General features: G+C 71.5%; 23 protein-coding genes. 8 read left to right on the forward strand and 15 right to left on the reverse strand.

Features of this window, described 5'->3' with window-relative positions; translation table 11 throughout:
* Positions 1-103 precede the first annotated feature (103 nt).
* Positions 104-733, forward strand: a complete 630-nt coding sequence (locus tag ACFXJ8_RS36520) for a 4'-phosphopantetheinyl transferase family protein (protein ID WP_379648923.1) — start codon at positions 104-106, stop codon at positions 731-733.
* A 4-nt stretch (positions 734-737) separates the two neighbouring features.
* On the opposite strand, the gene ACFXJ8_RS36525 is transcribed toward ACFXJ8_RS36520, so the two are convergent.
* The gene (locus ACFXJ8_RS36525; RefSeq protein ID WP_379648925.1) at positions 738-1,655 is read right to left on the reverse strand and encodes a cation diffusion facilitator family transporter; all 918 of its coding nucleotides are present in this window, start codon (positions 1,653-1,655) and stop codon (positions 738-740) included.
* A gap of 78 nt (positions 1,656-1,733) precedes the next feature.
* On the opposite strand from ACFXJ8_RS36525, the gene ACFXJ8_RS36530 reads away from it, so the two are divergent.
* Genes ACFXJ8_RS36530 through ACFXJ8_RS36540 form a run of 3 tightly spaced genes read left to right on the forward strand, consistent with a single transcriptional unit; the run spans position 1,734 to position 4,367 of the window.
* On the forward strand, positions 1,734-2,192 hold the full coding sequence (locus tag ACFXJ8_RS36530) for a MarR family winged helix-turn-helix transcriptional regulator (RefSeq protein ID WP_379648927.1): 459 nt from the start codon (positions 1,734-1,736) through the stop codon (positions 2,190-2,192).
* A gap of 16 nt (positions 2,193-2,208) precedes the next feature.
* Complete coding sequence (locus ACFXJ8_RS36535) at positions 2,209-2,853, forward strand: LppX_LprAFG lipoprotein (RefSeq protein WP_379648929.1); 645 nt, start codon at positions 2,209-2,211, stop codon at positions 2,851-2,853.
* Positions 2,850-4,367, forward strand: coding sequence for an MFS transporter (locus tag ACFXJ8_RS36540; protein WP_379648930.1), 1,518 nt, complete (start codon positions 2,850-2,852; stop codon positions 4,365-4,367). Before ACFXJ8_RS36535 ends, ACFXJ8_RS36540 begins: the two co-directional genes overlap by 4 nt.
* On the opposite strand, the gene aspS is transcribed toward ACFXJ8_RS36540, so the two are convergent.
* Positions 4,318-5,571, reverse strand: coding sequence for an aspartate--tRNA(Asn) ligase (gene aspS, locus ACFXJ8_RS36545; RefSeq protein WP_379648931.1), 1,254 nt, complete (start codon positions 5,569-5,571; stop codon positions 4,318-4,320). The two genes, ACFXJ8_RS36540 and aspS, sit on opposite strands and share 50 nt — an antisense overlap.
* 351 nt (positions 5,572-5,922) lie before the next feature.
* On the opposite strand from aspS, the gene ACFXJ8_RS36550 reads away from it, so the two are divergent.
* Both ACFXJ8_RS36550 and ACFXJ8_RS36555 read left to right on the forward strand, forming a co-directional pair.
* Positions 5,923-6,372, forward strand: coding sequence for a DUF6220 domain-containing protein (locus tag ACFXJ8_RS36550; RefSeq protein WP_379648933.1), 450 nt, complete (start codon positions 5,923-5,925; stop codon positions 6,370-6,372).
* Positions 6,369-8,213, forward strand: a complete 1,845-nt coding sequence (locus ACFXJ8_RS36555) for a multicopper oxidase family protein (protein ID WP_379648935.1) — start codon at positions 6,369-6,371, stop codon at positions 8,211-8,213. Before ACFXJ8_RS36550 ends, ACFXJ8_RS36555 begins: the two co-directional genes overlap by 4 nt.
* A 161-nt stretch (positions 8,214-8,374) precedes the next feature.
* Here the strand turns inward: ACFXJ8_RS36555 and der are convergent, their stop codons facing one another.
* From der to ACFXJ8_RS36620, 13 genes are all read right to left on the reverse strand, one after another.
* Positions 8,375-9,742, reverse strand: a complete 1,368-nt coding sequence (der, locus tag ACFXJ8_RS36560; protein WP_379649015.1) for a ribosome biogenesis GTPase Der — start codon at positions 9,740-9,742, stop codon at positions 8,375-8,377.
* An 86-nt stretch (positions 9,743-9,828) separates the two neighbouring features.
* Positions 9,829-10,554 carry a (d)CMP kinase gene (gene cmk / locus ACFXJ8_RS36565; RefSeq protein ID WP_379648937.1) on the reverse strand — a complete coding sequence of 242 codons (726 nt, stop codon included), beginning with the start codon at positions 10,552-10,554 and terminating at the stop codon, positions 9,829-9,831.
* A 66-nt stretch (positions 10,555-10,620) separates the two neighbouring features.
* Positions 10,621-11,988 carry a carotenoid oxygenase family protein gene (locus ACFXJ8_RS36570; protein ID WP_379648939.1) on the reverse strand — a complete coding sequence of 456 codons (1,368 nt, stop codon included), beginning with the start codon at positions 11,986-11,988 and terminating at the stop codon, positions 10,621-10,623.
* The gene (locus ACFXJ8_RS36575) at positions 11,985-12,692 is read right to left on the reverse strand and encodes a TetR/AcrR family transcriptional regulator (protein ID WP_379648941.1); all 708 of its coding nucleotides are present in this window, start codon (positions 12,690-12,692) and stop codon (positions 11,985-11,987) included. The genes ACFXJ8_RS36570 and ACFXJ8_RS36575 overlap by 4 nt, the downstream gene beginning before the upstream one ends.
* 123 nt (positions 12,693-12,815) lie before the next feature.
* The gene (locus ACFXJ8_RS36580; protein ID WP_379648942.1) at positions 12,816-13,892 is read right to left on the reverse strand and encodes a prephenate dehydrogenase; all 1,077 of its coding nucleotides are present in this window, start codon (positions 13,890-13,892) and stop codon (positions 12,816-12,818) included.
* The gene (gene aroH, locus ACFXJ8_RS36585) at positions 13,889-14,248 is read right to left on the reverse strand and encodes a chorismate mutase (protein WP_379648944.1); all 360 of its coding nucleotides are present in this window, start codon (positions 14,246-14,248) and stop codon (positions 13,889-13,891) included. Before aroH ends, ACFXJ8_RS36580 begins: the two co-directional genes overlap by 4 nt.
* Positions 14,249-14,314: 66 nt before the next feature.
* A complete protein-coding gene (locus tag ACFXJ8_RS36590) occupies positions 14,315-16,339 on the reverse strand; it encodes a pseudouridine synthase (RefSeq protein ID WP_379648946.1) in 2,025 nt (674 codons plus the stop codon).
* Positions 16,336-16,869 (reverse strand): SMC-Scp complex subunit ScpB, encoded by a 534-nt coding sequence (scpB, locus tag ACFXJ8_RS36595; RefSeq protein ID WP_379649017.1) that lies wholly within the window; start codon positions 16,867-16,869, stop codon positions 16,336-16,338. The genes ACFXJ8_RS36590 and scpB overlap by 4 nt, the downstream gene beginning before the upstream one ends.
* Before the next feature lie 820 nt (positions 16,870-17,689).
* Positions 17,690-18,520: a segregation and condensation protein A gene (locus tag ACFXJ8_RS36600; RefSeq protein WP_379648947.1), complete on the reverse strand. Its 831-nt coding sequence runs from the start codon at positions 18,518-18,520 to the stop codon at positions 17,690-17,692.
* Positions 18,517-19,458, reverse strand: coding sequence for a ParA family protein (locus ACFXJ8_RS36605; RefSeq protein ID WP_379648949.1), 942 nt, complete (start codon positions 19,456-19,458; stop codon positions 18,517-18,519). Before ACFXJ8_RS36605 ends, ACFXJ8_RS36600 begins: the two co-directional genes overlap by 4 nt.
* A 114-nt stretch (positions 19,459-19,572) precedes the next feature.
* Positions 19,573-20,478, reverse strand: coding sequence for a site-specific tyrosine recombinase XerD (locus ACFXJ8_RS36610; RefSeq protein WP_379648951.1), 906 nt, complete (start codon positions 20,476-20,478; stop codon positions 19,573-19,575).
* Positions 20,479-20,492: 14 nt separating this feature from the next.
* Positions 20,493-21,095, reverse strand: coding sequence for an NUDIX domain-containing protein (locus tag ACFXJ8_RS36615; RefSeq protein ID WP_379648953.1), 603 nt, complete (start codon positions 21,093-21,095; stop codon positions 20,493-20,495).
* On the reverse strand, positions 21,092-22,756 hold the full coding sequence (locus tag ACFXJ8_RS36620) for a CTP synthase (RefSeq protein ID WP_379648956.1): 1,665 nt from the start codon (positions 22,754-22,756) through the stop codon (positions 21,092-21,094). The genes ACFXJ8_RS36615 and ACFXJ8_RS36620 overlap by 4 nt, the downstream gene beginning before the upstream one ends.
* Before the next feature lie 110 nt (positions 22,757-22,866).
* Here ACFXJ8_RS36620 and ACFXJ8_RS36625 point away from each other — a divergent pair, with 110 nt between their 5' ends.
* Positions 22,867-23,523: an acyltransferase gene (locus tag ACFXJ8_RS36625; protein ID WP_379648957.1), complete on the forward strand. Its 657-nt coding sequence runs from the start codon at positions 22,867-22,869 to the stop codon at positions 23,521-23,523.
* Positions 23,524-23,732: 209 nt separating this feature from the next.
* A complete protein-coding gene (locus ACFXJ8_RS36630) occupies positions 23,733-24,308 on the forward strand; it encodes a DUF4126 domain-containing protein (RefSeq protein ID WP_379648959.1) in 576 nt (191 codons plus the stop codon).
* Positions 24,309-24,552 lie beyond the last annotated feature (244 nt).

The following is a 24,552-nucleotide window of genomic DNA, read 5'->3' on the forward strand; positions in this document are numbered from 1 at the left end:
TGCGGTTGCGAGGGTGTCCAGTTCGGTCGTCACACACTGAGGATGGGCGCCCTCGCCCTATCTCCGCAGCTATGCCTTGGACTCATTCATCTAGTCTGGGCGGATGCGTGATCCCGTGGCGATGGGCGCTCCCGTCGAGGACGTCCCCGGTTCGGCCGACTGGCTGACCGACGTGGAGAGGGAGCGGGCCGCCAGGTTCGTCCGCGACGCCGACCGCCGTTCGTTCGTCGCCGCCCACCTGCTCGTACGGCACTGCGCCGCCGCCTACCTCGGCGTGCCGCCCGAGAAGGTCACGCTGCTGCAGCACTGCGACGTCCACGGCGCGGGGCACGGCAGGCCGTACCTCGAACACGCTCCCGAGGTCGGCGTCAGCCTGAGCCACACGCGCGGCTACGTGTGCGCGGCGGTCGGCCACGGCAGGGTCGGCATCGACGCCGAGCAGGTGAAACCCGGCCCCGTGGACGAGGGGCTGGCGGGGCAGGCGCTCACCGACGGGGAGCGCGCGCTCGTGTCCGGCAACGAGGGCCTCATCAGGATCTGGGCGCGCAAGGAGGCCCTGATCAAGCGCGGCGAGCTGACCCTCGACCGGCTGCGCGAGGTGGACCTGTCGAAGCTGGCCGCGGCGGAGCGGCAGGAGTGGCAGGGCCGCCACCTCCTGGAGTGGACGGCTCCAGGACCGGTGCTCGTGACGGTTATCACCGACCGTCCGGCGACGCGAAAGCCGATAAAATAGCCGTTCATCGATACCGGCTCGGCGTCGGGTCCAGGAAGACCTGGACGATCCCGGGGTACTGCTCGCGCAGTCGCTTGTCCACCTCGTCGCAGGCGATCTCGAGCCCTGCGGCGCTGGCCTCATCCCTGAAGTCGATCTTGGCGGCCACCATGAGCCGCCCGGGGCCGAGCATCATGGTCAGCAGCTCGACCACGTCATTGACCTCCGGCTGGGCCAGCAGCGTGGCCCTGATCCCGGTTTCCATCGCCCGCGGCGCCGACTGCCCGATCAGCAGTGAGACATTGGTCACGACCAGGCTGAGCGCGATCGCCAGCAGCAGCAGGCCGATCAGCACCGAGGCGACGCCGTCCCACACCGGGTCGCCCGACAGTTCGACGCCCACCAGGCCGAGGGCGGCGATGACCAGGCCCGCCAGGGCCGCCGAGTCCTCGAACAGCACCGCCTTCAGCGCCGTGTCGGAGGTGCGGCGCACGTAGTCGCGGGCGCTGATGCCGAACCGGGCGGCCTCCTGGCGTACCTGTCTCATGGCCTTGCGCCAGGAGATCGCCTCGATGACGAACGAGACGCCCAGCACGATGTAGGAGAGGGTGAGGTCCGACAGCTCCTCACCGTGGGCGATCGTATGGAATCCGTGGGTGATGGAGAAGCCCGCCCCGCCGACGAGCGTGGCGCCTGCCGCCATCAGCCCCCAGAAGAAGCCCGCCTTGCCGTGACCGAAGGGGTGGCGGCGGTCGGCGGGTTTCTCGCCGCGCCGTACCGCGACCAGCAGCAGCACCTCGGTCACGGTGTCGGCGGCCGAGTGGGCCGCCTCCGACAGCATCGCGGCCGAGCCGCCGACCAGGCCCGCGACCAGCTTGGCCGCCGCGATGGCCAGGTTGGCCAGGCCCGCGACGATGACCGTCCCCATTGACTCCTCCGCCACAAGAAATCACTCTACGTAGGGTGCTGCTCGTCCGTTCCGACGAGGTCGTCAGTGTCGTCTGAGGGGTAAATTGGGATCATGAGCACGCCCCGCTGGCTGACCACGAACGAGCAGCGCGCTTGGCGTGCCCACCTCGCCGTGCACAAGCTCCTCATGCACCGCCTCGGCATCGACCTGCAGGAGTTCGGCCTGTCGGTGAACGACTACGAGATCCTCGTCAACCTCTCCGAGTCCGCCGGCAAGCGCATGCGGATGAGCGACCTGGCCGACGCCACGATCCAGTCGCGCAGCCGCCTGTCGCACCAGATCTCCAGGATGGAGGCGGCGGGCCTGGTCACCAGGGAAGACTGTCCCGACGACCGGCGCGGCACGTTCGCGGTGCTGACCGAGCAGGGGTGGGCCACGATGCAGCGCGTCGCGCCGCACCACGTCGCCAGCGTGCGCGACCATTTCGTCGACCTGCTGACCGACGACCAACTCGAAGCGCTCGAACAGGCCTACACCCCGATACTCGAGCACCTCAAGAGCCTGCGCTGAGCGCTACGATCCGGACATGCTGCGAAAGCTCCTTCTCGTCGTCCTCGCGCTGGCGCTGACGGCCTGCTCCAGCCGGCAGGACCTGCCCGAGGGCGCCGAGCTGGTGAACAAGGCCGCGACGGCGATGAAGGCGGTCAAGAGCGCGTCGTTCTCGATCACGACGGACGGCGTGCCGAAGATCCAGCTCAAGAAGGCTGACGGCAGGCTGACCGCCACCGGCGAGGCCGACGGCACGCTGCAGGTCTCGCTGATGAACAGCCTGCAGGAGTTCAGTTTCGTCATGATCGGCGACACCGTCCACTTCAAGGCCACCACGGGCGGCTACCAGAAGATGCCCAAGCAGTTGCTGATGGCGGGCGTGGGCTACGACCCCTCGACGCTCCTCGACCCGGACAAGGGCATCTCGGCGCTGCTCGGCGGGCTGGGCAAGCCGGCCACCGAGGCCGAGGACGACGGCTCCTACCGGGTCGCCGCCACCTTCCCCGGCAAGACGATGGGCACGCTGATCCCCGGCGTCACCGCCGACATCAACGGCAAGCTATGGATCGACACCGCCTCCAGCCGGCTCACCAGGATCGAGCTGCCGCTCGACGGCGGCTCGGTCACGGTGACGCTGTCGGACTACGACGCCCCGATCACGATCACCCCGCCCGCCGGATGAACCTGAACCCCGCCGGCCGGATGAACCTGCGACGTGGCGTCGCCCTCGGCGTGGGCGGCACCGCCGTCCTGCTGGCGGCCCTTGACGCCTACGTGGTCGTCACCGTCCTGATCGGCATCGCCCAGGACGTCGGCGTGCCCATCAACAGGCTGGAGCGGGCCACGCCCGTGGTCACCGGGTTCCTGCTCGGCTACGTGGCCGCGATGCCGCTGCTCGGCCAGCTGTCCGACCGGTACGGCAGGCGCCCCCTGATCCACGCCTGCCTGGCCTGCTTCGCCCTCGGCTCGGTCCTCACCGCGCTGGCCGCCTCCCTGCCCATGGTCGTGGCGGGCCGTACCGTGCAGGGCGTGGCGGGCGGCGCGCTGCTGCCGATCACGATGGCGCTGGTCGGCGACCTGTGGAAGGACGACGAGCGGCCGGTCGCGCTCGGCGCCGTCGGCGCGGCGCAGGAGCTGGGCAGCGCGCTCGGGCCGCTCTACGGCGCGCTCGTGGCCCTGCTGCCCGCCTTCTCGCTTGTCGGCGTGGACCTGGGCGGCTGGCACGCGATCTTCTGGCTGAACGTGCCGCTGGCGGCGCTGGCCGCCGTCGCCGTGCAGCGGACCGTCCCCCCTTCGACCCCACGTGCCGGCAGGGTCGACGTCGCCGGTGGCGTGCTGCTGGCCGTGGCGCTCGGCCTGCTGGTGGCCGGGCTGTACAACCCTGACCCCGCCAAGGCCGTCCTGCCGCCGTGGGGCCCGCCGCTGATCGGCGCCGGATTGCTCGTCGCGGGCGCGTTCGTCTGGTGGGAGATCCGCTCCCCCGTCCGGCTGCTCGACCTCACCGGCGTTCCCAAGCGCCCGCTGCTGGCCACGCTCGCCGTCAGCTTCCTGTCGGGTGCGGCGCTGCTGGTCACGATGGTGTTCGTGCAGCTGGCCGCGCAAACGCTGTTCGGCACCGACGCGCTGGGCGGGGCGCTCACGCTGGCCTGGTTCCTCGGCGCGCTGGTGGCGGGCGCGCTCGCCGGCGGCCTGCTGACCAGGAGGTACGGCGAGCCGCTCGTCATGGCCGCCGGGCTGGCCGTGGCGACGGCGGGCTACTGGCTGCTGTCGGGCTCGCTCACCGGCCCGCTCCACCTGGTGGTCGCGGGCGCAGGGCTCGGTGTGGTCATCGCGCCCGTCTCCTCGGCCGCGCTGCGCGTCATGCCCGCCGCCCAGCACGGCGTCGCCTCGGCCGCCGTCGTGGTGGCCAGGATGATGGGCATGCTGATCGGCATCGCCGCGGTGTCGGCCTGGGGGTTCTACCGCTTCCAGTCGCTCACCGCCGACCTCGATACCCCGCTGCCCATCGGCGTCGACGCGGCCACCTACGCCCGGCAGCTTGCCGTCTACACCGAGCAGGTGCAGGCGGCGCTGCGCGTGGAGTACACCGAGATGTTCGTGGCGACCGCCGCGCTGTGCGTGCTCGGCGCGGCGGTCGCGCTGCTGGTCAGGGCGCCAGTCGGTGCAGGTCGCGCGGGAACAGGGTCGCCGACCTGACGTTGGCGGCCCCCGTCAGCCTGGCCGTCCATCGTTCGAGGCCGATCGCGAACCCGCCGTGCGGCGGCATGCCGTGCGCGAAGGCCGCCAGGTAGCCCTCGTACGGCCCGGTGTCCGTGCCCAGCGCGGCGAGGTAGTCGGCGTGCCGGTGGAGCCGCTGCCCGCCCGTGACCAGCTCCAGCCCCTTGAACAGCAGGTCGAAGCCGTTGGAGTAGCCGGGCCGCTCCGGGTCGGGGTGGGTGTAGAACGGCCGCTTGGCCATCGGGTAGCCGGTGACGAACAGGAACTCCGAGCCGTGCTCCCGCAACGCCCACTCCGACAGCCACCGCTCCTGCGCGGGCGACAGGTCGGGCTCGTCCTCGCCCGTCATCGCCTGCGCCTCGGTGAAGTGGATCGAGGGGATCTCCCGCGGCACCTCGGGCAGCGTGACGCCCATCGTTTCGACGGCCCGCCCCGCGCGCCGCCGTACCTCCTCGGTCATCCCCGCCAGCGCCTCCCGCAGCACCGCCATCACGTCGCGGTGGTCGCGCACGAAACCGAGCTCGGCGTCGAGTGAGGTGTATTGCGCCAGGTGGCGGGCGGTGTCGTGGGGTTCGGCGCGGAAGACGGGGCCGACCTCGTAGACCCGCTCGAACACCCCGACCATCGCCTGCTTGTAGAACTGCGGCGACTGGGCCAGGTAGGCGGGCCTGCCGAAGTAGTCGATGCCGAAGACGTTCGCACCCGACTCGGTGGCCGAGGCGACGATCTTCGGAGTGTGGATCTCGGTGAACCCGAGGGCGTCGAGCGCCGCCCTGAACCCCGCCACGCTCGCGGCGGCGATCTGGAACGGGGCCCGCAGCGCCGGATGCCGGAGCGCGACGGGCGCGTGGTCGAGGATCGTGGGCAGCGCGGCGGGCACGCCGGGCCGGTAGAGGTCGAACGGCGGCGCCACGGCGGGCTCGGCCAGCACGACGATCTCCGGGGAGGTGAGCTCGACGCCGCCGGGCGCCTGCGGGTTGACGGTGACGGTGCCCGTCACCTCGACCACGCTCTCCTCCACCGGCAGGTCGCCGGACGCGACCGCCTGCGCGAGCCCCGTGCGGTCGCGCACGATGAGGAAGGAAACGGACTTCAGCTGCCGCCTGCGGTGGACCCACCCGGCGACCTTCACTCGTTGTCCGGCGTGCTCAGCGAGCTCCGCCGACAGGACACGAGAGATCATCACAACTCCTTGAGCCGCATGATCCCTTGGGGACGCGGGGGAGAAGGGTGCTCCCGGTGCCACCGCGCCTTCGCCGCCCTCGCGAGCGGCCTCATACGACCCTGTGACGGAGGTCAGACCGGCGGGGCATTTCCTCCCCGCACTCAGGAGTGTCTTCACCCGGGATCGCGGTGCCGCCTTCCCAGCTTCCGGCGGCTCTCTCGGCCCTTGGTGGCCCGGGCTACTCGTCTCCCTCGACGTGTTGCGCAGGATGCTAGCACGCGTTACAGATCATCTGAGTATGGGGCTACTCATGCGCGAGCGGGTATTTCGCCTCAGAGTGAGAGGACCGATCCCCCCGAGGAGCACGACATGCGCAAGGTCCTGGTCGTCTTCAGCGTGATCCAGCTCGCCCTCGTCGTTCTGCAGTTCTACCTTGCCACCTTCGGCGCCTTCGAGACGCCCAAGCCGGCCAACCCCGAGGCTGCGGCGATCGGCTGGCACGTCATGAACGGCTTCTTCGTCATCCCCGCCGTGTCGCTGATCGCCACGATCATCGCGGTCGTCGCCCGCGCGCCCGGCAAGGTGATCGGCGCGTCAGCGGCGCCGATCGTGCTCGTGGCCGTGCAGATGTTCGTGCTGTTCCCGCTGGCCGAGCTGACCGGCGCGACGATGGAGAAGACCACGCCCTCCAGCCTCTACGTGCTCGGCTTCCACGCCGTCATCGGCCTCCTGCTGCTGGGCGCGGCCATCTCGGCCTGGCGGGGCGCGCAGGCGCACGCCAGGGCCGTCACCGGCCACCGGGCCACCGAAACGGTGTGAGCACGGCCGCGCTGCTCGCGCTCGACCGGATCCTGGTCATTCTGGTCGCCGTTTCGTGGGGCTTCGCGGGAGGTCATGCCCTGGCCTCCCGCAAAGCCGTGCCCTCGGCGCTACTGGTGCTCGCCGCGCTGGTGGCGACGGCCTGCCGGGTGGCCGTGACCGTCGCCCTGGCCGGGGCGGGATGGTGGTTCGCGGGTGAGAAGGCGCTGCTGGCCCTCCCGCTGCTGCTGCCGCCCGCGATCGCCGCCGCCGTGGTGTCGCTGCCCAGGATGCTGCGCGGCTCCTTCACCCCGCTGACCTTCGTCTTCCCGCTGGCCGCGGCCTACGCGGGGGTGGCGGGGGTGGTCGTCTCGGTGGGGATGGGCTATCCGCTCTCGCCGTACCTGTCGGTGGTGCTGGTGGCGGCCGTCCTCGGCGCGACGGCGGCCACCTGGTCGATGCTCACCCGCACGGGACCGCGCGGGCGGGCCTGGCGGGTGGCGGGAGCCGTGGTGGCGGCGCTGGCGGTGGCGTGGACGGGCCTGTCGATGTGGAACTCGCGTCCGCCCGCCGCGCTGCGGCTGGCCCCCTCCGGCTCCGTCGACGTCACCGCGCTGCGCGGCCCCTCGGGCGGGGCCGTCAGGCGGTTCGAGCTGACGGCCAGGCCCGCCACGATCACGCTCTCCTCGGGGCGCAGGGTCGAGGCGCTGACCTTCAACGGCCGCTCCCCCGGCCCCGCCCTGCGCGTACGGCAGGGCGAGACGGTCGAGGTACGGCTGCGCAGCGAACTGGCGGATCGGGGCGTCACCCTGCACTGGCACGGCTACCACGTGCCCAACGGCGAGGACGGCGTGCCGGGGCTCACCCAGGACGCGGTGCGCGAAGGCGGCGCGTTCGTCTACCGCTTCCGCGCCGACCAGCCGGGCAGCTACTGGTACCACACGCACGAGACGCCGAACCTGGCGCTGCAGGCCGGGCTGTTCGGCACTCTCACCGTCGACGCCACCGCGCCCGAGGGCTTCGACGAGCCGGTCGCGCTGCACACCTTCGACGGGGCGCTGACCGTGTCGGTGGCGGGCGGTCCTCCGGCCGACGGCACCGCCACCCGCACCGTCGCGGCGGGCACGCCGGTGCGGCTGCGGGTGGTCAACACCGACAACGGGCCGCGCACGCTGGGCGTCAGCGGCGTGCCGTACCGGATCGCGGCGGTGGACGGCGTGGCGGTGGCCGGGCGCGTCCTCGGCGACGAGCAGGCCCGGCTGGCCGCAGGCGGCCGCTACGACCTGGTCTTCACCATGCCGTCACGGCCCGTGCTGCTGTCGGCCGAACGCGCGGGACTGCTCCTGACCCCCGGCACCGGCCGCGCCCCCGCGCCCGCCGCGGGGCCGCTGCTCGACATCACCAGGTACGGCACCAGCGGCGCGCAGCCACCCGAGCGGTTCGACCGGTCGTACACGTGGGTGCTGGACCGGCTCGTCGCGCTGCGCGGCGGGCTGCCGATGCTGTCGCACACGGTCAACGGCGAGGTGTGGCCCAGGGTGCCGCCCGCGCTGGTACGGCGGGGCGAGTGGGTGCGCTTCACGGTGGTCAACAGGAGCGGGGAGGTGCACCCGATGCACCCGCACGGCCATCATGTGCTGGTGCTGTCGCGCAACGGGGTGCGGGCGGCCCCGGTCTGGATGGACAGCTTCGACGTGGCGCCCGGCGAGGTGTGGGAGGTGGCGCTCAGGGCCGACAACCCGGGGGTGTGGCTGTCGCACTGCCACGAGCTCAGCCACGCGGCGGAGGGGATGACGCTGCACCTGGCCTACGAGGGCGTGCGCATCCCCTTCACCCTCGACGCCCACAACCACCCCGAGTGACACCCTCCCGGCGGCCTCCCCGAAGAGACCCCGGCCCGCTTCCCCTGGAGGACGCGTGGCCCCATAGGTGCCGTTCCGGGCGCAGGTCGACGCGTGGCCCTCCAAACGCCGAACGCCCCTCTCCACGTGGAGAGGGGCGCCGGTCACGCGGACGGCCTGGCTCACTTCTTGTTGGCCGGGGCGCCCTTCTTCTTCTCGCGGATCTTCATCGTCACCTCGATCGGCGACCCGGCGAAGCCGAACTCCTCCCGGATGCGCCGCTCGATGAAGCGCCGGTAGGTGTCCTCCAGCCATCCCGAGGTGAACAGCACGAACTTCGGCGGCTCGGTCGACGCCTGCGTCGCGAACAGGATCTTCGGCTGCTTGCCGCCGCGCACCGGGGGCGGCGTCTGCTGCACCAGCTCGGTGAGGAAGGCGTTGAGCCGCGCCGTCGGCACGCGGGTGGACCACGAGTCGAGCGCCTTCTCGATCGCCGGGACCAGGCGGTCCATGTGGCGGCCGGTCCTGGCGGAGATGTTGACGCGCAGCGCCCACGGGGTGCGGACGAGCTGCCGGTCGATCTCCTTCTCCAGGTAGTAGCGCCGGTCCTCGTCGACCAGGTCCCACTTGTTGAACGCCACGACCATCGCCCGGCCCGACTCGATGACCAGGCCGATGATGCGCAGGTCCTGCTCGGTCAGCGGCTCGGAGGCGTCGATCAGCACGATGGCCACCTCCGCCTTCTCCAGCGCGGCGCGGGTGCGCATCGCGGCGTAGAAGTCGGCGCCCTGCAGCTCGCGGTCGCGCCTGCGGATGCCGGCGGTGTCGACGAAGCGCCAGGTGGTGCCGCCGACGTCGATCAGCTCGTCGACCGGGTCGCGGGTGGTGCCGGCCATCGGGTCGACCAGCACCCGCTCCTCGCCCGCCAGCTTGTTCAGCAGGGAGGACTTGCCCACGTTGGGCTTGCCGAGCAGCGCCACCCGGTGCGGGCCCTTGGCCTCGCCGAAGGTCTGCTTGGGAGTCTCGGGCAGCGCGTCGAGCACCACGTCGAGCAGGTCGCCGGAGGAGCGGCCGTGCAGCGCGGAGACGGGCTGCGGCTCGCCGAGGCCGAGCGCCCACAGCGCGTGCGCCTCCAGCTCCATCTGCTGGTTGTCGACCTTGTTGGCGGCCAGGATGACCGGCTTGCCCGAGGCGCGCAGCACGCCGCCGACGATCTCGTCGGCGTCGGTGGCGCCCACGACGGCGTCGACCACGAAGAGGATCACGTCGGCCAGCTCGACCGCGACCTGGGCCTGTTCGGCGATGCGCAGGTTCATGCCGGTCGCGTCAGGGTCCCAGCCGCCGGTGTCGACGACGGTGAAGCGCCTGCCGCGCCAGTTCGCGTCGTAGGTGACGCGGTCGCGGGTCACGCCCGGCACGTCCTCGACGACCGCCTCGCGGCGGCCGATGATGCGGTTGACCAGCGTCGACTTGCCGACGTTCGGCCGCCCGACGACGGCGAGCACCGGCAGGGCGACCTGCTCGTCCTCGCGGTGGTCAGGGATCTGCATGTCGGCGAGCTCGGCCTCGATCCAGCCGGAGTCGTCGTACTCCCCCGTAGTCACGTGTCTTGTTCCTTTGAGTACCGCGCCTGACGTCAGGCGCGCTCGCGAATATGGGAGCGATCGAGCTCGGAGTTCTCCTGGCCCGTTCGCTCCCTGAGCAACCTCAGCACCTCCGCGATGACCTGCTCGAGGTTGAGCGCGGTGGTGTCGACCTCGACGGCGCCATCCGCCATCGAGAGAGGGTCGGTCTTGCGTGTCGAGTCGAGGGCGTCGCGCCTGGCCATCGCGGCCTGCTGCGCCTCCACCGTGGTGCCGGCAGGGCCGCCGGCCTCGACGTTGAGCTCCGCCGTACGGCGCAGCGCCCTGGCCTCGGCGCTGGCGGTCAGGTAGACCTTGAGCGTCGCTTCGGGAGCCACCACGGTGCCGATGTCGCGGCCCTCGACCACGATGTCGCCCTTGCCGATGATCTCCCGCTGCGCCTCGACCAGCCTGGTCCGCACCTCGGGCACGGCGGCGACCAGCGACACCGCGCCGGTCACCTCCTGGCTCCTGATCGGCCCCGCCACGTCGACGCCGTCGACGTGGATGGTGGGCTCGTCGGGGTCGGTGCCCGAGACGAGCGAGGGCTCGTCCGCGCGGGCCGCGATCGCCGCAGGGTCGGTCAGGTCGACGCCCCGCTGGAGCATCCACCAGGTGATCGCGCGGTACATCGCCCCCGTGTCCAGGTAGCGCAGCCCCAGCGCGCGGGCGACCCCGCGCGACGCGCTCGACTTACCCGACCCCGAAGGCCCGTCCATCGCGACGACCAGAGCGGTCACGGCCTCTCCCTCTTCACGTTTTCCCAACCTCAAGAGGTTACCGCCTCACGGCCATGAGCCCATCACTCAGTCGGCCACCCAGCTCCCGTGGAAGCCGAGCGGGACACGCGCGGGCAGGTGCACGGTGGCCACCGGCTCGCCGGCGAAGTCCTGGGCGGACAGGATCACCAGGTCGGTCGCTCCCCTGCCGGGGTCGTTGACGAAGGCCATGACGTAGCCGTCGTCCTCGGCCGTGCTGTCCTCGGCGGGGACGAACACGGGCTCGCCCACCGACGCGCCCCTGCCGAAGTTCCGCGCCTGCTGCGTGCCGGTCTCCAGGTCGTGCTTGATGAGCGCGTTGCCGAACGCCGCGTCCGGCAGGTCCTCCATAGCGGTGTCGGCCGGGTAGACGACGTCCACCAGGTCTTCGGCCGCCGCCGCGTAGCCGTACCTGTAGGGCAGGGAGGTGCGGCGCTCGTCGGCGCGCGGGAACTCCTGCGCCCGGTCGTCGAGCCTGCTCTCGCGCACCTTGCCGGAGGCGAGGTCGAGGGTGAACCGGTCGAGCGTCGGCAGGCCGCCGAGGTCGAGCCGCGCGTCGACGAACCTCCTGGGGTAGCGCACCGCGTCGATGACCACCTGGTCGCCGTCGTCGTAGGCGTTGAGCGTGTGGAAGATCCAGCAGGGCTCCACCTCCAGCCATCGGACCTGGCCGCCGCCGTCCTTCGGCAGCAGCCCGATGCGCGCGGGGTGGTCGTCGTTCCAGCTGTACGGCAGCGGCGCCCCCTCGGCGGCGTGGTCCATGCTGAACGTGACGGGCAGGTCGTAGATCACCACGTAGCGCTGGGTCAGCGCCAGGTCGTGGACCATCGGCGCGTCGGCGACCGGGATGTCGACGATCCTGCTGACGTTGCCCTGCGGGTCGATGACGACGTGCTGATGGTGGTCCCAGCCGAAGAAGTAGGCGATGGCGTGCAGTTCGCCGGTGTACGGGTCGAGCTTGGTGTGGGCGGCGTAGCCGCCCGGCAGCGTCCCGCCGAAGTCGCAGGGACCGACCGTGTCCAGCTCGTAGGTCAGCTCGTACGGCCGCGCGCCCGCCTCGACCGTCGCGAACGTGCGCCCCGCGTGGCCGATGACATGGGTGTTGGCGGCGAAGTCGAAGCCGGCGTGGACCGGGCCCTGCCTCGGCTCCTCGCCCAGGCGCCTGGCGATCTCGGCGTTGCGGACCCAGCGGTTGCGGTACCACTCGGCCCTGCCGTCGCGCAGCCGTACCCCGTGGACCATGCCCGCGCCGAGGAACAGGTGCGCGGCGCCGGGATCGTCGAGGCCGAACGGGTTGGGGCCGTTGCGCAGGTAGCGCCCGGACAGCTCGGCGGGGACGCGCCCGGTGACCGGCAGGTCGAAGGCGGTGATCTCCTCGGAGACGGGGGCGAAGCCGTTCTTGAAGGGCGTGGTCATGCTGGTGGTGTCCTCTCGTCGCGGGTGTCGGACAGGAGCGGGCTTCCGGGCATGACCGGGCCGCCGGACAGGACCGGAGTGCCGGGCAGCGACAGGCTGTCGCTGTCGGGCAGGAACGAGCGCAGCACGGAGGCGCACAGTGTCACGTAGCGCCGCTCGGCCTCGGCCGCGCCGATGTGGCCGGACAGTTCGAGGCTGGTCGCGCCGTGCGCGGCCATCCACAGCAGGTCGGCGATCTCCTGGGCGGTGCCGCCGCGCAGCCGTCCCGCCTCCAGGCAGGCCGCCACGTCGGCGTAGAGGATGTCGAAGGCCCTGCGCGCCGCCGCCACCGCGCCGGCGCTGGGCACGAAGCCGGGCAGCGCGCCCTGGAACATGACCCGGTAGTACTCGGGCTCGGCGAGCGCGTAGGCGCGGTAGGCGATGCCGCACTCCGACAGTCTGATCAGCGGGTCGGCGTCGCGGCGGCCCGCCAGCAGGGCCCGCTCGAACCTGGCGAAGCCCTCCAGCCACAGCGCCTCCGCCAGCCCCTCCTTGGCGCCGAACAGCGTGTAGATCACCTTGGTCGAGCAGCCGACCTCTCCCGAGATCCTGCGCACGGTCAGGGCGCCGGGCCCCTCGGTGACCAGCAGGTGGGTGGCGGCGTCGAGGATGGCGGCCCTGACGGCCCCCTGCCCGACCTGCTGCGCCTCGCTGTATGCCGTCATGAGCGGGTAACGCCGTTTCTGTGCGGTAACACTGTTACCGCATTTCTACGCCGGGCTCTGCCACGCGTCAAGGGATTGTGGGCGGCCGACGTGCTCGACACCCATCCCCGCACACCCCGCGCCCTACGGCACCTGCCAGCCGCGCTCCTGCAGCGCCTGGTTCAGCACGGCGACCGCGCCCGGCTGCACCGACAGCTCGGCCAGACCGAGCGGCAGGCCCGGCGCGTGTTCGAGGCGTACGTCCTCGACGTTGACGCCGACCTCGTCGCAGATCTGGAACAGCCGCGCCAGCTGACCGGGACGGTCGCCGATGACCACCTGGACGACGGCGTAGGCCGCCGCGGGCCCGCCGTGCTTGCCCGGGATCCTGCCGTGGCCGACGACACCGCGCTTGAGCAGCTCCGTCACCTCGGCGCCCGCGCCGGCGTCGCCTTCGGCCAGCGACCGCAACGCGCTGGCGGCCTCGGACAGGTCGCGCGAGACCGCCTCCAGCACCTCGGCCACCGGGGCGGCGTTGCCCGACAGGATGCCGAGCCACAGGCCAGGGTCGCCGCCGGCGATCCTGGTCACGTCGCGCACGCCCTGCCCGGCCAGCCCGAGCGCCACGTCGGAAGCCTCCGCCAAGCGCGCGGCCACCGCGGAGGCGGCCACGTGCGGGGCATGCGAGACGACGGCCACCGCCGTGTCGTGGTCTTCGGCCGCCACCTCGACCGGGTTGGCGCCGCACAGCTCGATGAGCTCGAGGACGGCGTCCCTGGCCTCCTGGGAGGCCTCGGCGGTCGGGCACACCGCCCACGGCCTGCCGAGGAACAGGTCGCCCCTGGCCGCTCCCGGACCCGCCTTCTCCCTGCCCGCCATGGGGTGGGAGGCCACGTACGTAGCCAGGTCGCAGCCGAGCGCGGCCGCGTCGGCGATCGGCCCGGCCTTGACGCTGGCGACGTCGGTGTAAAAGCGGGCCACGTCACGCTGCTGCAGGCCGCGCAGCTCGCTGGCCACATGGCCGGGCGGCACGGCCACCACCGCGAGGTCGACGCGGTCGCCCAGACTCCACTCCTGACCCGCCCCCATCTCCCTGGCCAGCCGTACCGCGGCCAGGTCGCGGTCGGCCAGCAGCACGGTCACGCCGCGCTGGCGCAGCGCCAGCCCGATCGAGGTGCCGACCAGGCCGGTGCCGAGGACGAGGACGGTCTCGAGCTTCACTGCGCGATGTCCTGGCGAAGCACGGTCGCGCCGCGCAGGTAGACGTGCTGGATCTCGCCGCGCGGACGGTCGCTCTCCACGTGGGCCATCAGCCGCACCACGCGGGGCAGCGCACCAGGCACGCCGATCTCGGTGCAGCAGATCAGCGGCACCTCGTGGAAGCCGAGCTTGCGCGCCGCGAGAGCAGGGAACTCCGCCGTCAGGTCGGGCGTCGCGGTGAACAGCACACTGATCACGTCGTCGGTGGTCAGCTGATTGCGCTCCATGACCGCCGCGACCAGCTCGGTGGTCCCGCTGATGATCGCGTCTCGATCGTTGGCCTCCACCTGGATCGCCCCGCGAATCGCCCGCACCATGCCAATTCCCTCCATATGGCTCGGAGCCCGCACAAACGCGTGCGCGGGCTCCTACGTGTGGCCAGATTACAGCTTGACCGCCGCGTAGAGGTCGCCGACCTCCTTGAGGCTCAGCGCCCTGATCGTGCCAGGCTTGGTACGGCCCAGCTTCACCGGACCGAACTCGATCCTGGCCAGGTCGATCACGCGGTGACCCGACTCCTCCAGCATGCGCCTGACGATGTGCTTGCGGCCCTCGTGCAGGACGACCTCCACCAGCGCCTGCTGGCCGTGCTCCTGCACGATCTCGAAGTGGTCGGCCTTGGCCAGGCCGTCCTCGAGCTCGATGCCCTTCCTGAGCCTGCGGCCGAGGTCACGCGGGATCGGTCCTGGCACCTTCGCCCAGTACTTCTTCTGCACGCCGTAGCTCGGGTGCGTCAGCCTGTTGGCCAGCTCGCCGTCGTTGGTGAGCAGCAGCAGGCCCTCGGTCTCGGTGTCGAGCCTGCCCACGTGGAACAGGCGCGGAGCCAGCTCCTGCACGTAGTCGGCCAGGCACGGACGGCCCTGCGGGTCCTCCATGGTGGAGACGACGCCGATGGGCTTGTTCAGCGCGTAGTAGACCAGGTCGGGAGCGGTCGGGATGCGCTTGCCGTCGACGTGGATGACCTGCGCCGCGGGGTCGACCTTCGCGCCGAACCTTCTGACGACCTGGCCGTTCACGGTGACGCGGCCGTCGCCGATCATCTCCTCGCACGCGCGCCTGCTGGCCACGCCCGCCTGGGCGAGCACCTTCTGCAGCCGCACGCCGCCCGGCACCTCGGTGGTGTCGCGCTCGTCGACGTAGCCGTCGGGGTAGAAGTCACGGTCGCGGACGGGCTGGCGAGCGGTCTTGAACACGTCGCGCTTCTTCGCGCCGCCGCCGATCGTCTGCACCTTGCCGGTACGGCCGGCGCCGTCGCCGCGCTTGGCGTCGTTGCGCTTGGCGTCATAGCGCTTGGCGTCGTTGCGCTGGGCTCCGGGACGGCTGGGAGTGCGGCCGATCGTCTGGGGCTCATCGCGCCTGCCGTAGCGGGCCCGCGAAGCGCCTTCCTCACGCCTGCCACCCCGGTCGGCCCTCAGCCCGCCGCGGTCGTCACGACCGGCGAAACCGCCGCGCTCCTGACGGTCTTCGCCGCCCTGGAAGCCACGGCCGTCCCGCTCACCCCGGAACCCACGGTCGCCACCGAACCCACGGTCCTGCCGGTCGCCGAACCCACGGTCGCCGGACCCGCGTCCCGCGCGGTCACCGCCGAACCCACGGCCTTCGCGGCCACCGCCGAACCCGCGCTCGCCGGAACCGCGACCCGCACGGTCGCCGCCACGGTACCCACGGCTGTCGCGCTCGCCCTTGAACCCGCGGTCGCGCTCAAAGCCGCGACCCTCACGGTCACCGCCGCGGCTCTCACGGTCGCCGCCGCGGAACCCGCGGTCGTCACGGTCGGACCTGAAGCCTCGCTCACCCCGGCCCTGGCGGTCGCCCCCGAAGCCACGCTGGTCGCGGTCGCTCCCGCGGAAGCCGCCGCCCTGACGCTCGCCACCGAAGCCGCGGCTCTCGCGGGCTCCGCGCTCGTCACCACCACGGAAGCCGCGGTCGTCACGCTCGGAGCCTCGCTCACCTCGGGCCTGCCGCTCGCCACCGAAACCACGCTCGTCGCGGAACCCGCGGTCCTCGCGCGGGCCTGCGTCGCGGAAGCCACCGCGCTCGTCGCCGCCCTGGGGCTTGCCGTACCTGGCGCGGGAGCCGCCACGGTCGGCGCGCACGGAGTCGCGGGGACCGCCGAAGCCGCCCCTGTTGTCGTCACGGCGAGGCCCGCCACGGGAGTCGTCACGGCGCGAACCGCCGCCGAACCCCTCCCCGCGCGAGCCGCCGCCGAAGTCGTCACGGCGGGAACCCCCGCCGAAGTCGTCGCGACGGGACCCGCCGCGGTTGTCGTCGCGACGCGAGTCGCGCCTGTCGTCCGAGCGGTAGGCGGGACGCCCACTGCCGCCGCTCCTGGAGCCCGTGCCCCGGGAACCGCCGGTGCGTCCTCGACCGCGTCCATCACCGGACGGGGTGCTGCGCCTGTTGATCACTTCGATATCTCCTCAAGGTTTTCCACGTCGTCGGGCAGGAAGGGCGCGAGCTCGGGGAGCTCGTCGAGGCTCTTCAGGCCCAATCGCTCCAAGAAGTAGGAGCTGGTCCGGTAGAGCACGGCCTGGCTCTCCGGATCGGTGCCGGCCTCTTCGACCAGCCCCCTGGCGACCAGCGTCCGCATGACGCCGTCGCTGTTGACGCCGCGCACGGCGGCGACCCGGGCGCGGCTCACCGGCTGCCGGTAGGCCACGACCGCGAGGGTCTCCAGCGCGGCCTGGGTCAGCCGCGCCTGCTGGCCGTCGCGGACGAACCGCTCGACCAGCGGGGCACAGTCGGCACGCGTGTAGAAGCGCCAGCCGCCTGCGACCTCTCTCAGATCGAAACCCCGCCCGTGGCTGAAGTATTCCGCCGCGAGCTCGTTCAGCGCGGTCTCGACCTCGTGGGTGGGGCGTTCGAGCACCTGGGCGAGGGTCATCGCGTTGACCGGCTCGTCGACGACGATCAGGATCGCCTCCAGCGCCGCCTTCAGATCGGGCGCTGCCTGCCCGGCCCCTTCGGCGACCGCTGAATCATCCTCTTCGTCGTCCGGACGGCTCAGGTCTCCCTCGGAAGGCTCGCCGAGGTCGAGCGCAGCCCCCTCGGAGCGCAGGTTCTCCTTGGACGGCCCACCCAAGTCGCGCCCAACCCCCTCCGAACGCAGGTCCTCCTCCGACGGCCCGCCCAGAACGGGGGCAGCCCCCTCGGAACGCAGGTCCTTCTCTGACCCGGGGGCAGTCCCCTCGGGGAGCCCGCCCCGCGTCTGGTCGCCCTCCGGCCCTGGAGACGTCAGCGCTCCGCCGGAGGACGTCAGCTCTCCGCCGGAGTCGGCCCCGAGAGGGCCCGCCACGTCAGGTGCGTCGTCGGCGCCCCCGAGAGGCACGTCGACCTCGACCGAGGGCTCACCACCGGTAACCGCAATGCCGTCGACCGCGGGCTCCGCATCGGCGGCGACCGCGTGCTGGCGCTCGGGAGCTACCCCGGCCTCAGTCCCCGCAGCCGCGACCTCGGGCTCGGCGTCGGGGGCGACAGAGCGCTCGGGCTCAGGTGCGCACCCGGCTTCGGGCTCGGGAGCTCCCCCGGCCTCGGGCTCAGGCTCCGCGTCCGCCGCGGCAGCAGGCTCGGGAACCTCGTCGGCCGAAGGTCCGGGAGCGGCGGAAGGAGTGGGCGTGCCGTACCCGACGCCGTCAGGGCCGAAGACGGCCGAGCCGGGCAGGCTCGCCCACGCCGCCCCGCGCGGACGCTCCCGCCGAGCCGCCGAGGAGTCGCCGGCGAGGTGTTCGGATGGCGACGGGTCCCTGGGAGCCGGGAACTCACTCATCAGCAGCCTTCTCCGCGCTCTCTTCGTAGTCGTCGCCCACCGACACGTCTCCGTCGTCGGCGCCCGTCCAGGTCACGTGCAGATCGCCGAGCGGCTCCACCTGCTCGAAGGTGACGGCCGACTCTCTGAACAGCTCCAGCACGGCCAGAAAGCGGGCGATCACCTCGAAGGTGCCCTCGCAGTCGGCGACCAGGGTCCTGAACGTGGCCGTCCGCAGGCGCCGCAACCGCCGCACAAGGATAGCGGCTTGCTCCCTGACGCTGGCCAGCGGTTGGTAGATGTGGCCGACGCCGACGGTCGGCGGCAGCTTGGGGGTGAACGCCTTGGCCGCGATGCGCGCCAGCTGGTCGGGCCCGATGCCGAGGACCAGTTCGGGCAGCAGGTTGGCGAACTGCGGCTCCATGGGTACGGCACGCGGGAACCGCAGCGACTCCTCCGCCATCAGCCCGGAGAAGACCTTGGCGACCTCCTTGTACGCCTTGTACTGCAGCAGCCTGGCGAACAGCAGGTCGCGCGCCTCCAGCAGCGCGAGGTCCTCTTCGTCCTCGACCTCGCCGCTCGGCAGCAGCCTGGCCGCCTTCAGGTCGAGCAGGGTGGCGGCGACCAGCAGGAAGTGGCTGGTCTGGTCGAGGTCCCACTCGGGGCCCTTGGACCTGATGTAGGCGATGAACTCGTCGGTCACCTTGGACAGCGAGACCTCGGTGATGTCGAGCTTGTGCTTGGAGATCAGCCCGAGCAGCAGGTCGAAGGGGCCCTCGAAGACGTCGAGGTGCACCTGGAAGCCCTGCTCCTCGCCGGAACCCGTTGGCGAGGTCGCGGTCACCTGGCCATTGTCGCAGGCTGCTGCCAGCGCGAGAGCACCTCTCTGGCCAGTTCACGGTAGGCGTTGGCGCCGAGCGAGGAGGGGTCGAAGGTGGTGATCGGCTCGCCCGCGACGGTGGCGTCGGGGAAGCGGACGGTCCTGTTGATGACCGTGTGGAACACCTTGGGGCCGAAGGCCTCCACGACGCGGGCGAGCACCTCGCGGCCGTGCAGGGTGCGGGCGTCGTACATGGTGGCCAGCAGGCCCTCGATCTCGAGCTCGTCGTTGAGCCGCTCCTGCACCTTGGCGATGGTGTCCATGAGCAGGGCGACACCGCGCAGCGCGAAGAACTCGCACTCCAGCGGCACCATGACGCCGTGGGCGCAGGTGAGCGCGTTGACGGTGAGCAGGCCGAGCGACGGCTGGCAGTCGATCAGGCACACGTCGTAGAAGGGCAGCAGCGGCTTGAGCACGCGCCCGAGCACCTGCTCGCGGGCCACCTCGGTGACGAGCTGGACTTCGGCCGCCGACAGGTCGATGTTGCACGGCAGCAGGTCGAGCCCCTCGACCCCGGTCTGGAGCAGCACGTCTTCGGCGGCGACGTCGCGCTCCATGAGCATGTTGTAGACCGTCAGGTCGAGCTGGAGCGGGTTGATGCCCAGGCCGATCGACAGGGCGCCCTGCGGGTCGAAGTCGACGAGCAGGACCTTCAGCCCGCACTCGACGAGCGCGGCGCCCAGGTTGATCGTGGTGGTGGTCTTGCCGACCCCGCCCTTCTGGTTGACCATCGCGACCACCCTCGCGGGGCCGTGGATCTCACGCGGCACCGGGTCGGGGAACACCGGGCGGGGCCGCCCGGTGGGGCCGAGATTCACTCCCTTGGCGGGTGTGTCGGTCTTCGTGTCGCCCCAGGGGTTCTCAGGGGTCCCCTGGGTCGAACCGTTGGTGGTCACAGTCACCAGCTCGAACCTCCCTGACGGTCCCGAACCGGACCGTCCGGACGGACACTATGGCGTCAGCACTTAGGCGGCAAGAAGGCACGCCGACTTACCGCACGACGCAAAGACTATAGATCACTGCCGGGCACGGGGATGCGCGGCGGCGTAGACCTCGCGGAGCTTGTCGACCGTCACCAGTGTGTAGACCTGGGTGGTCGTCACCGAGGCGTGGCCGAGGAGTTCCTGGACCACCCTAACGTCAGCGCCGCCGTCGAGGAGGTGGGTTGCGAACGAATGCCGCAAGACGTGCGGAGATATCCCTTCCAGGCACGCTCGTTCGGCGGCGGCCTGAAGCACCTCCCAGGCGCCCTGCCTGGTGAGACGGCCGCCGCGGGCGTTGAGGAAGACGGCGGGGGTGCCCCTGCCGTGGCCGAGCAGGGACGGCCTGGCCCGCACGAGGTAGGCGTCGAGCGCCTGCCTGGCGAAGCGTCCGACGGGCACGACGCGGGTGCGGCCGCCCTTGCCGCGCAGCCGTACCTGGTCGTCGTCGAGGTCGTCGAGGGCCAGGCCGACGGCCTCGGAGATGCGGGCGCCGGTGCCGTACAGGACCTCGAGGAGGGCGCGGTTGCGGAGGGTCAGCGGCGCGCCGTCGGGGCCGGAGGCGGCGATGAGCCGCTCGACCTCGGCCACGCCGATCGCCTTGGGCAGGCGGCGCAGCTGGCGGGGCGGGCGCACCTCGTGGGCGGGGTCGTGACCGGTGACGCCCTCGCGCAGCGCGAACCTGTGCAGGCCGCGCACGGCCGAGACCGCGCGGGCCGCCGAGCTGGCCACGAGGGCGGGGTGGTCGCCGTCGCCCTCGCGCAGCGCCGCGAGGAAGGCGAGGACGTCGGCCTCGCCCACCTCGCCGAAGGAGGCCCGGCCGCGCGCCTCGAGGTGCTCGACGTAGCGGCGCAGGTCTCTCCGGTAGGAGGCCAGCGTGTTGGCAGCCAGACCCCGCTCCACCGCCAGATGGGCGAGGTAGCTGGAGAGCACTGCCTCCACGAAGGATCCTCCTGTCACGCCTCCGGTGCGTCGGCGGGCCGCAACAGGGCGAATCCCTCAACCGACGCCGCATATGCGGCGAGGATACCGGCCACGGCCGGGGAATTGTGGATCATTCCCATGAGCGCCTTCTCGACCGCGTCAGCCAGGGGAATCCACTCCACCGGCATGTCGAGCTCCTCGTGCCGGCGCTCGAAGTCGATCTCCGTCTCCGACAGGTTTCTGGCGAGGAAGACGCGGATGCGCTCGTCGGACATGCCGGGCGAGGTGTAGAGGTCGACGAGGGTGTGCCAGGTGTCGGCCTTGTAGCCCGCCTCCTCGGCCAGCTCGCGGGCGGCGGTGGCGACCAGCGGCTCGCCCTCGACGTCGCGCAGGCCGGCGGGCAGCTCCCACAGCAGGTGGCGCGCCGGGTGGCGGTACTGCCTGATCAGCAGCACGCGCTCGTCGTCGTCGAGCGCGAGGACCGCCACCGAGCCGGGGTGGACGACGTAGTCGCGCTTGGCGACCTCGTCGCGCGGCATGCGCACGGTGTCGGTGCGCACGCCGATCACGTAGCCCCTGAAGTGGTCCTGGGAGTCGACGACCGCCCACTCCTCAGGGGAGTCGGCGACGTTCACTTGCCTGCCGCCTTGGGCGAGCGGCCCTCGGCGTAGGCGAGCGAGGCGCCGATGAGGCCCTTGAACAGCGGGTGCGCGCGGGTCGGCCGCGAGCGGAACTCGGGGTGGGCCTGCGTGCCGATGAAGAACGGGTGGGTCTCGACGGGCAGCTCGGTGTATTCCACCAGGCGGCCGTCGGGCGACAGGCCGGAGAAGACCAGCCCGACCTTCTCCAGCTGCTCGCGGTAGGAGTTGTTGACCTCGTACCTGTGGCGGTGGCGCTCGTCGGCTTTGGCCTTGCCGCCGTAGAGCTGGCGGGCCAGGGTGCCCTCGCCGAGCTTGGCGGTGTAGATGCCCAGGCGCATGGTGCCGCCCATGTCGCGCTCGCCGGAGACGACGTCCTCCTGGTCGGCCATGGTGGAGATGACCGGGTGCTTGCAGTCGGGGTCGAACTCGGCGCTGTTGGCGTCGGTGACGCTCGCCAGGTTGCGGGCGGCCTCGATGACCATGCCCTGCATGCCGAGGCAGATGCCGAGCAGCGGGACCTTGTTCTCGCGGGCGTGGCGGATCGCGCCGATCTTGCCCTCGATGCCGCGCACGCCGAAGCCGCCGGGGATCAGCACGCCGTCGACGCCGTCGAGCTCGCGGGCGGCCCCGTCCTCGCTCTCGCAGTCGTCGGACTTGACCCAGCGGATGTTGACGCGGGCGTCGTTGGCGAAGCCGCCGGCGCGCAGCGCCTCGGTAACGCTCAGGTAGGCGTCGGGCAGGTCGATGTACTTGCCGACGAGCGCGACCGTGACCTCCTTGGCGGGCCGGTGGACGCGGCGCAGGAGCTGCTCCCACTCCTTCCAGTCGACGTCGCGGAACGGCAGGCCGAGGCGGCGCACGACGTAGGCGTCGAGGCCCTCGGAGTGGAGCACCTTCGGGATGTCGTAGATGGAGGCGGCGTCGACGGCGCTGACCACGGCGTCCTCGTCGACGTCGCACATCAGGCTGATCTTGCGCTTGATCGAGGTGTGGACCGGCCGGTCCGAGCGCAGCACGATCGCGTCGGGCTGGATACCGATGCTGCGCAGCGCCGCCACGCTGTGCTGGGTCGGCTTGGTCTTCAGCTCACCGCTCGGCCCGATGTACGGCAGCAGCGAGACGTGCAGGAAGAAGACGTTGTCGCGGCCGACCTCGTGCCTGATCTGGCGCACCGACTCGAGGAACGGCAGCGACTCGATGTCGCCGACCGTGCCGCCCACCTCGGTGATGACCACGTCCACGTCGGGACCGGCCATGCCGCGGATGCGCTCCTTGATCTCGTTGGTGATGTGCGGGATGACCTGGACGGTGTCGCCGAGGTACTCCCCGCGCCGCTCCTTGGCGATGACGTTGGAGTAGACCTGGCCGGTCGTCACGTTGGCCGAGCCGTGCAGGTCGGTGTCGAGGAAGCGCTCGTAGTGGCCGACGTCGAGGTCGGTCTCGGAGCCGTCGTCGGTGACGAAGACCTCTCCGTGCTGGAAGGGGTTCATCGTGCCAGGATCGACGTTGAGGTACGGGTCGAGCTTCTGCATGGTGACCCGCAGGCCGCGGGCCTTCAGCAGGCGGCCCAGGCTGGAGGCCGTGAGCCCCTTGCCGAGACTGGAGGCGACACCGCCGGTGACGAACAGATGCTTGGTTTGCGATGCGCTGCGCAAGAAGTCTCCCGTGGCTCGAGGTGTGGCGTTGACGTCCACGGGCTCTCAGGATATCAAACGACGCCCTCGACATGCTCGAACAGGATGACCAGGGAGTAACTTTGGGCCCTATGTCACTTGTACGGCGGGCGGCGGGCTCCCTCGTCCACCGCGTCTACGCCGCCATCCGCGCCGCCGGGGCGATCACTCCCGCCACCCCCGCCGGTTACCGGTTCGGGCGGCTCGGCGAGGGCGTCAACATCGCCTTTCCCGTCGGCGCGATCTTCGGCGAGCGCTGGATCGAGATCGGCGACCACACGCTCATCGGGGAGCGGGTCTCGCTGTCGTGCGGCATGGGCCCTGGCGTCGACCTCGGGCCTGACTCCATCCTGCGGATCGGCGGGAGCTGCTCGATCGGCAGGGGCAGCCACATCGTCGCCCACCAGTCGATCGACATCGGCGAACACGTCTTCACCGGCCCTTACGTCTACATCACCGACCAGAACCACGTCTACGACGACCCCGAGACGCCGATCGGCAGGCAGTGGCCGCGCAACAATCCGGTCTCGATCGGGGCGGGGTCGTGGCTGGGCACGGGCGCGATCATCCTGCCGGGCACGCGGATCGGGCGGCAGTGCGTGGTCGCGGGCGGCGCGGTGGTGCGCGGCGAGTTCCCCGACCACAGCGTGATCGCCGGCGTGCCGGCCAGGCTCGTCAGGAGCTACTCGCCGGAGCTGGGCTGGCACGCGCCCGGCGTCACCCCGCTGGACCGCCAGGCGACCGCCTGACCCTTCTTCTCCGGTACGGCGGGCTTTTCGGTACGGCGTGCCGCGCCCGGGCAGCCTGGGAGGAGTGGTCACGGTCCGGGGAAGATCCGGACTCGAGTGCGACGTCTCGGCGAGCACCGAAGTCCCGCTCGCGTTAGCGTGAAGGACAGAGGGTCACACAGTGACCGCGGTGGGCTGTGGGGTGCCTGCCGTACAGGACGGGGAACACGATGCTCGCTGCACTGACCGGCCTCGGCCTCAGCACCGCGGCCGGACTCAACGCCTACATCCCGCTGCTCGTCGTCGGGGTGCTGGCCAACCTCACCGACGCGGTCAAGCTGCCCGACGGCTACGCGTGGCTGTCCGACTGGTGGGTGCTGGCGATCATCGCGGTGCTCCTGGTGGCCGAGTTCGTGCTGGACAAGGTGCCGGTCGTCGACAGCATCAACGACGCCATCCAGACCGCCGTACGGCCCGCGTCCGGCGGGGTGGTCTTCAGCGCCACCGCAGCCGCCGCCGAGTTCGACCGCTCCACCTGGATGACCGAGCACCCGTGGGCCGGGTGGCTGATCGGCATCGTGACCGCGCTGCTGGTCCACGTGCTGAAGTCCACGGCCAGGCCGGTCGTCAACGCCACCACAGGAGGGCTCGGCGCCCCCGTGGCCAGCACGGTCGAGGACGCGGGCTCGCTGGGCGTGAGCCTCATCGCGATCTTCCTGCCGGTGCTGGTGCTGCTCCTGCTGGCCGGGCTGGTGGTCGTCGCATGGTTGCTGATCAGGAAGGTGCGCAGTCCTTCGAGAGAGTGAGGTGTCGTCATCCCGGAGACTGACTCGGTGGGGGGCCCGCTCCTCTAGCCTTCGACAGGACACGTGCGGGCGCCCTGTGGCCCCCGCCCCGGCGCCCGCACGTCCGTCAACGGTTCGGGACGACACGCGTACGGTCGCGAGGGATCAACTATCCTCTCAGGTAAAGGCCGGACGGGAGGTCCCTCCAATCAGCACATTCCTTCTGATCCTGCTCGCGATCTTCGTGATCTTTCTCGTGCTCGCG

Source organism: Nonomuraea sp. NPDC059194, assembly GCF_042754765.1.
GTDB lineage: Bacteria > Actinomycetota > Actinomycetes > Streptosporangiales > Streptosporangiaceae > Nonomuraea.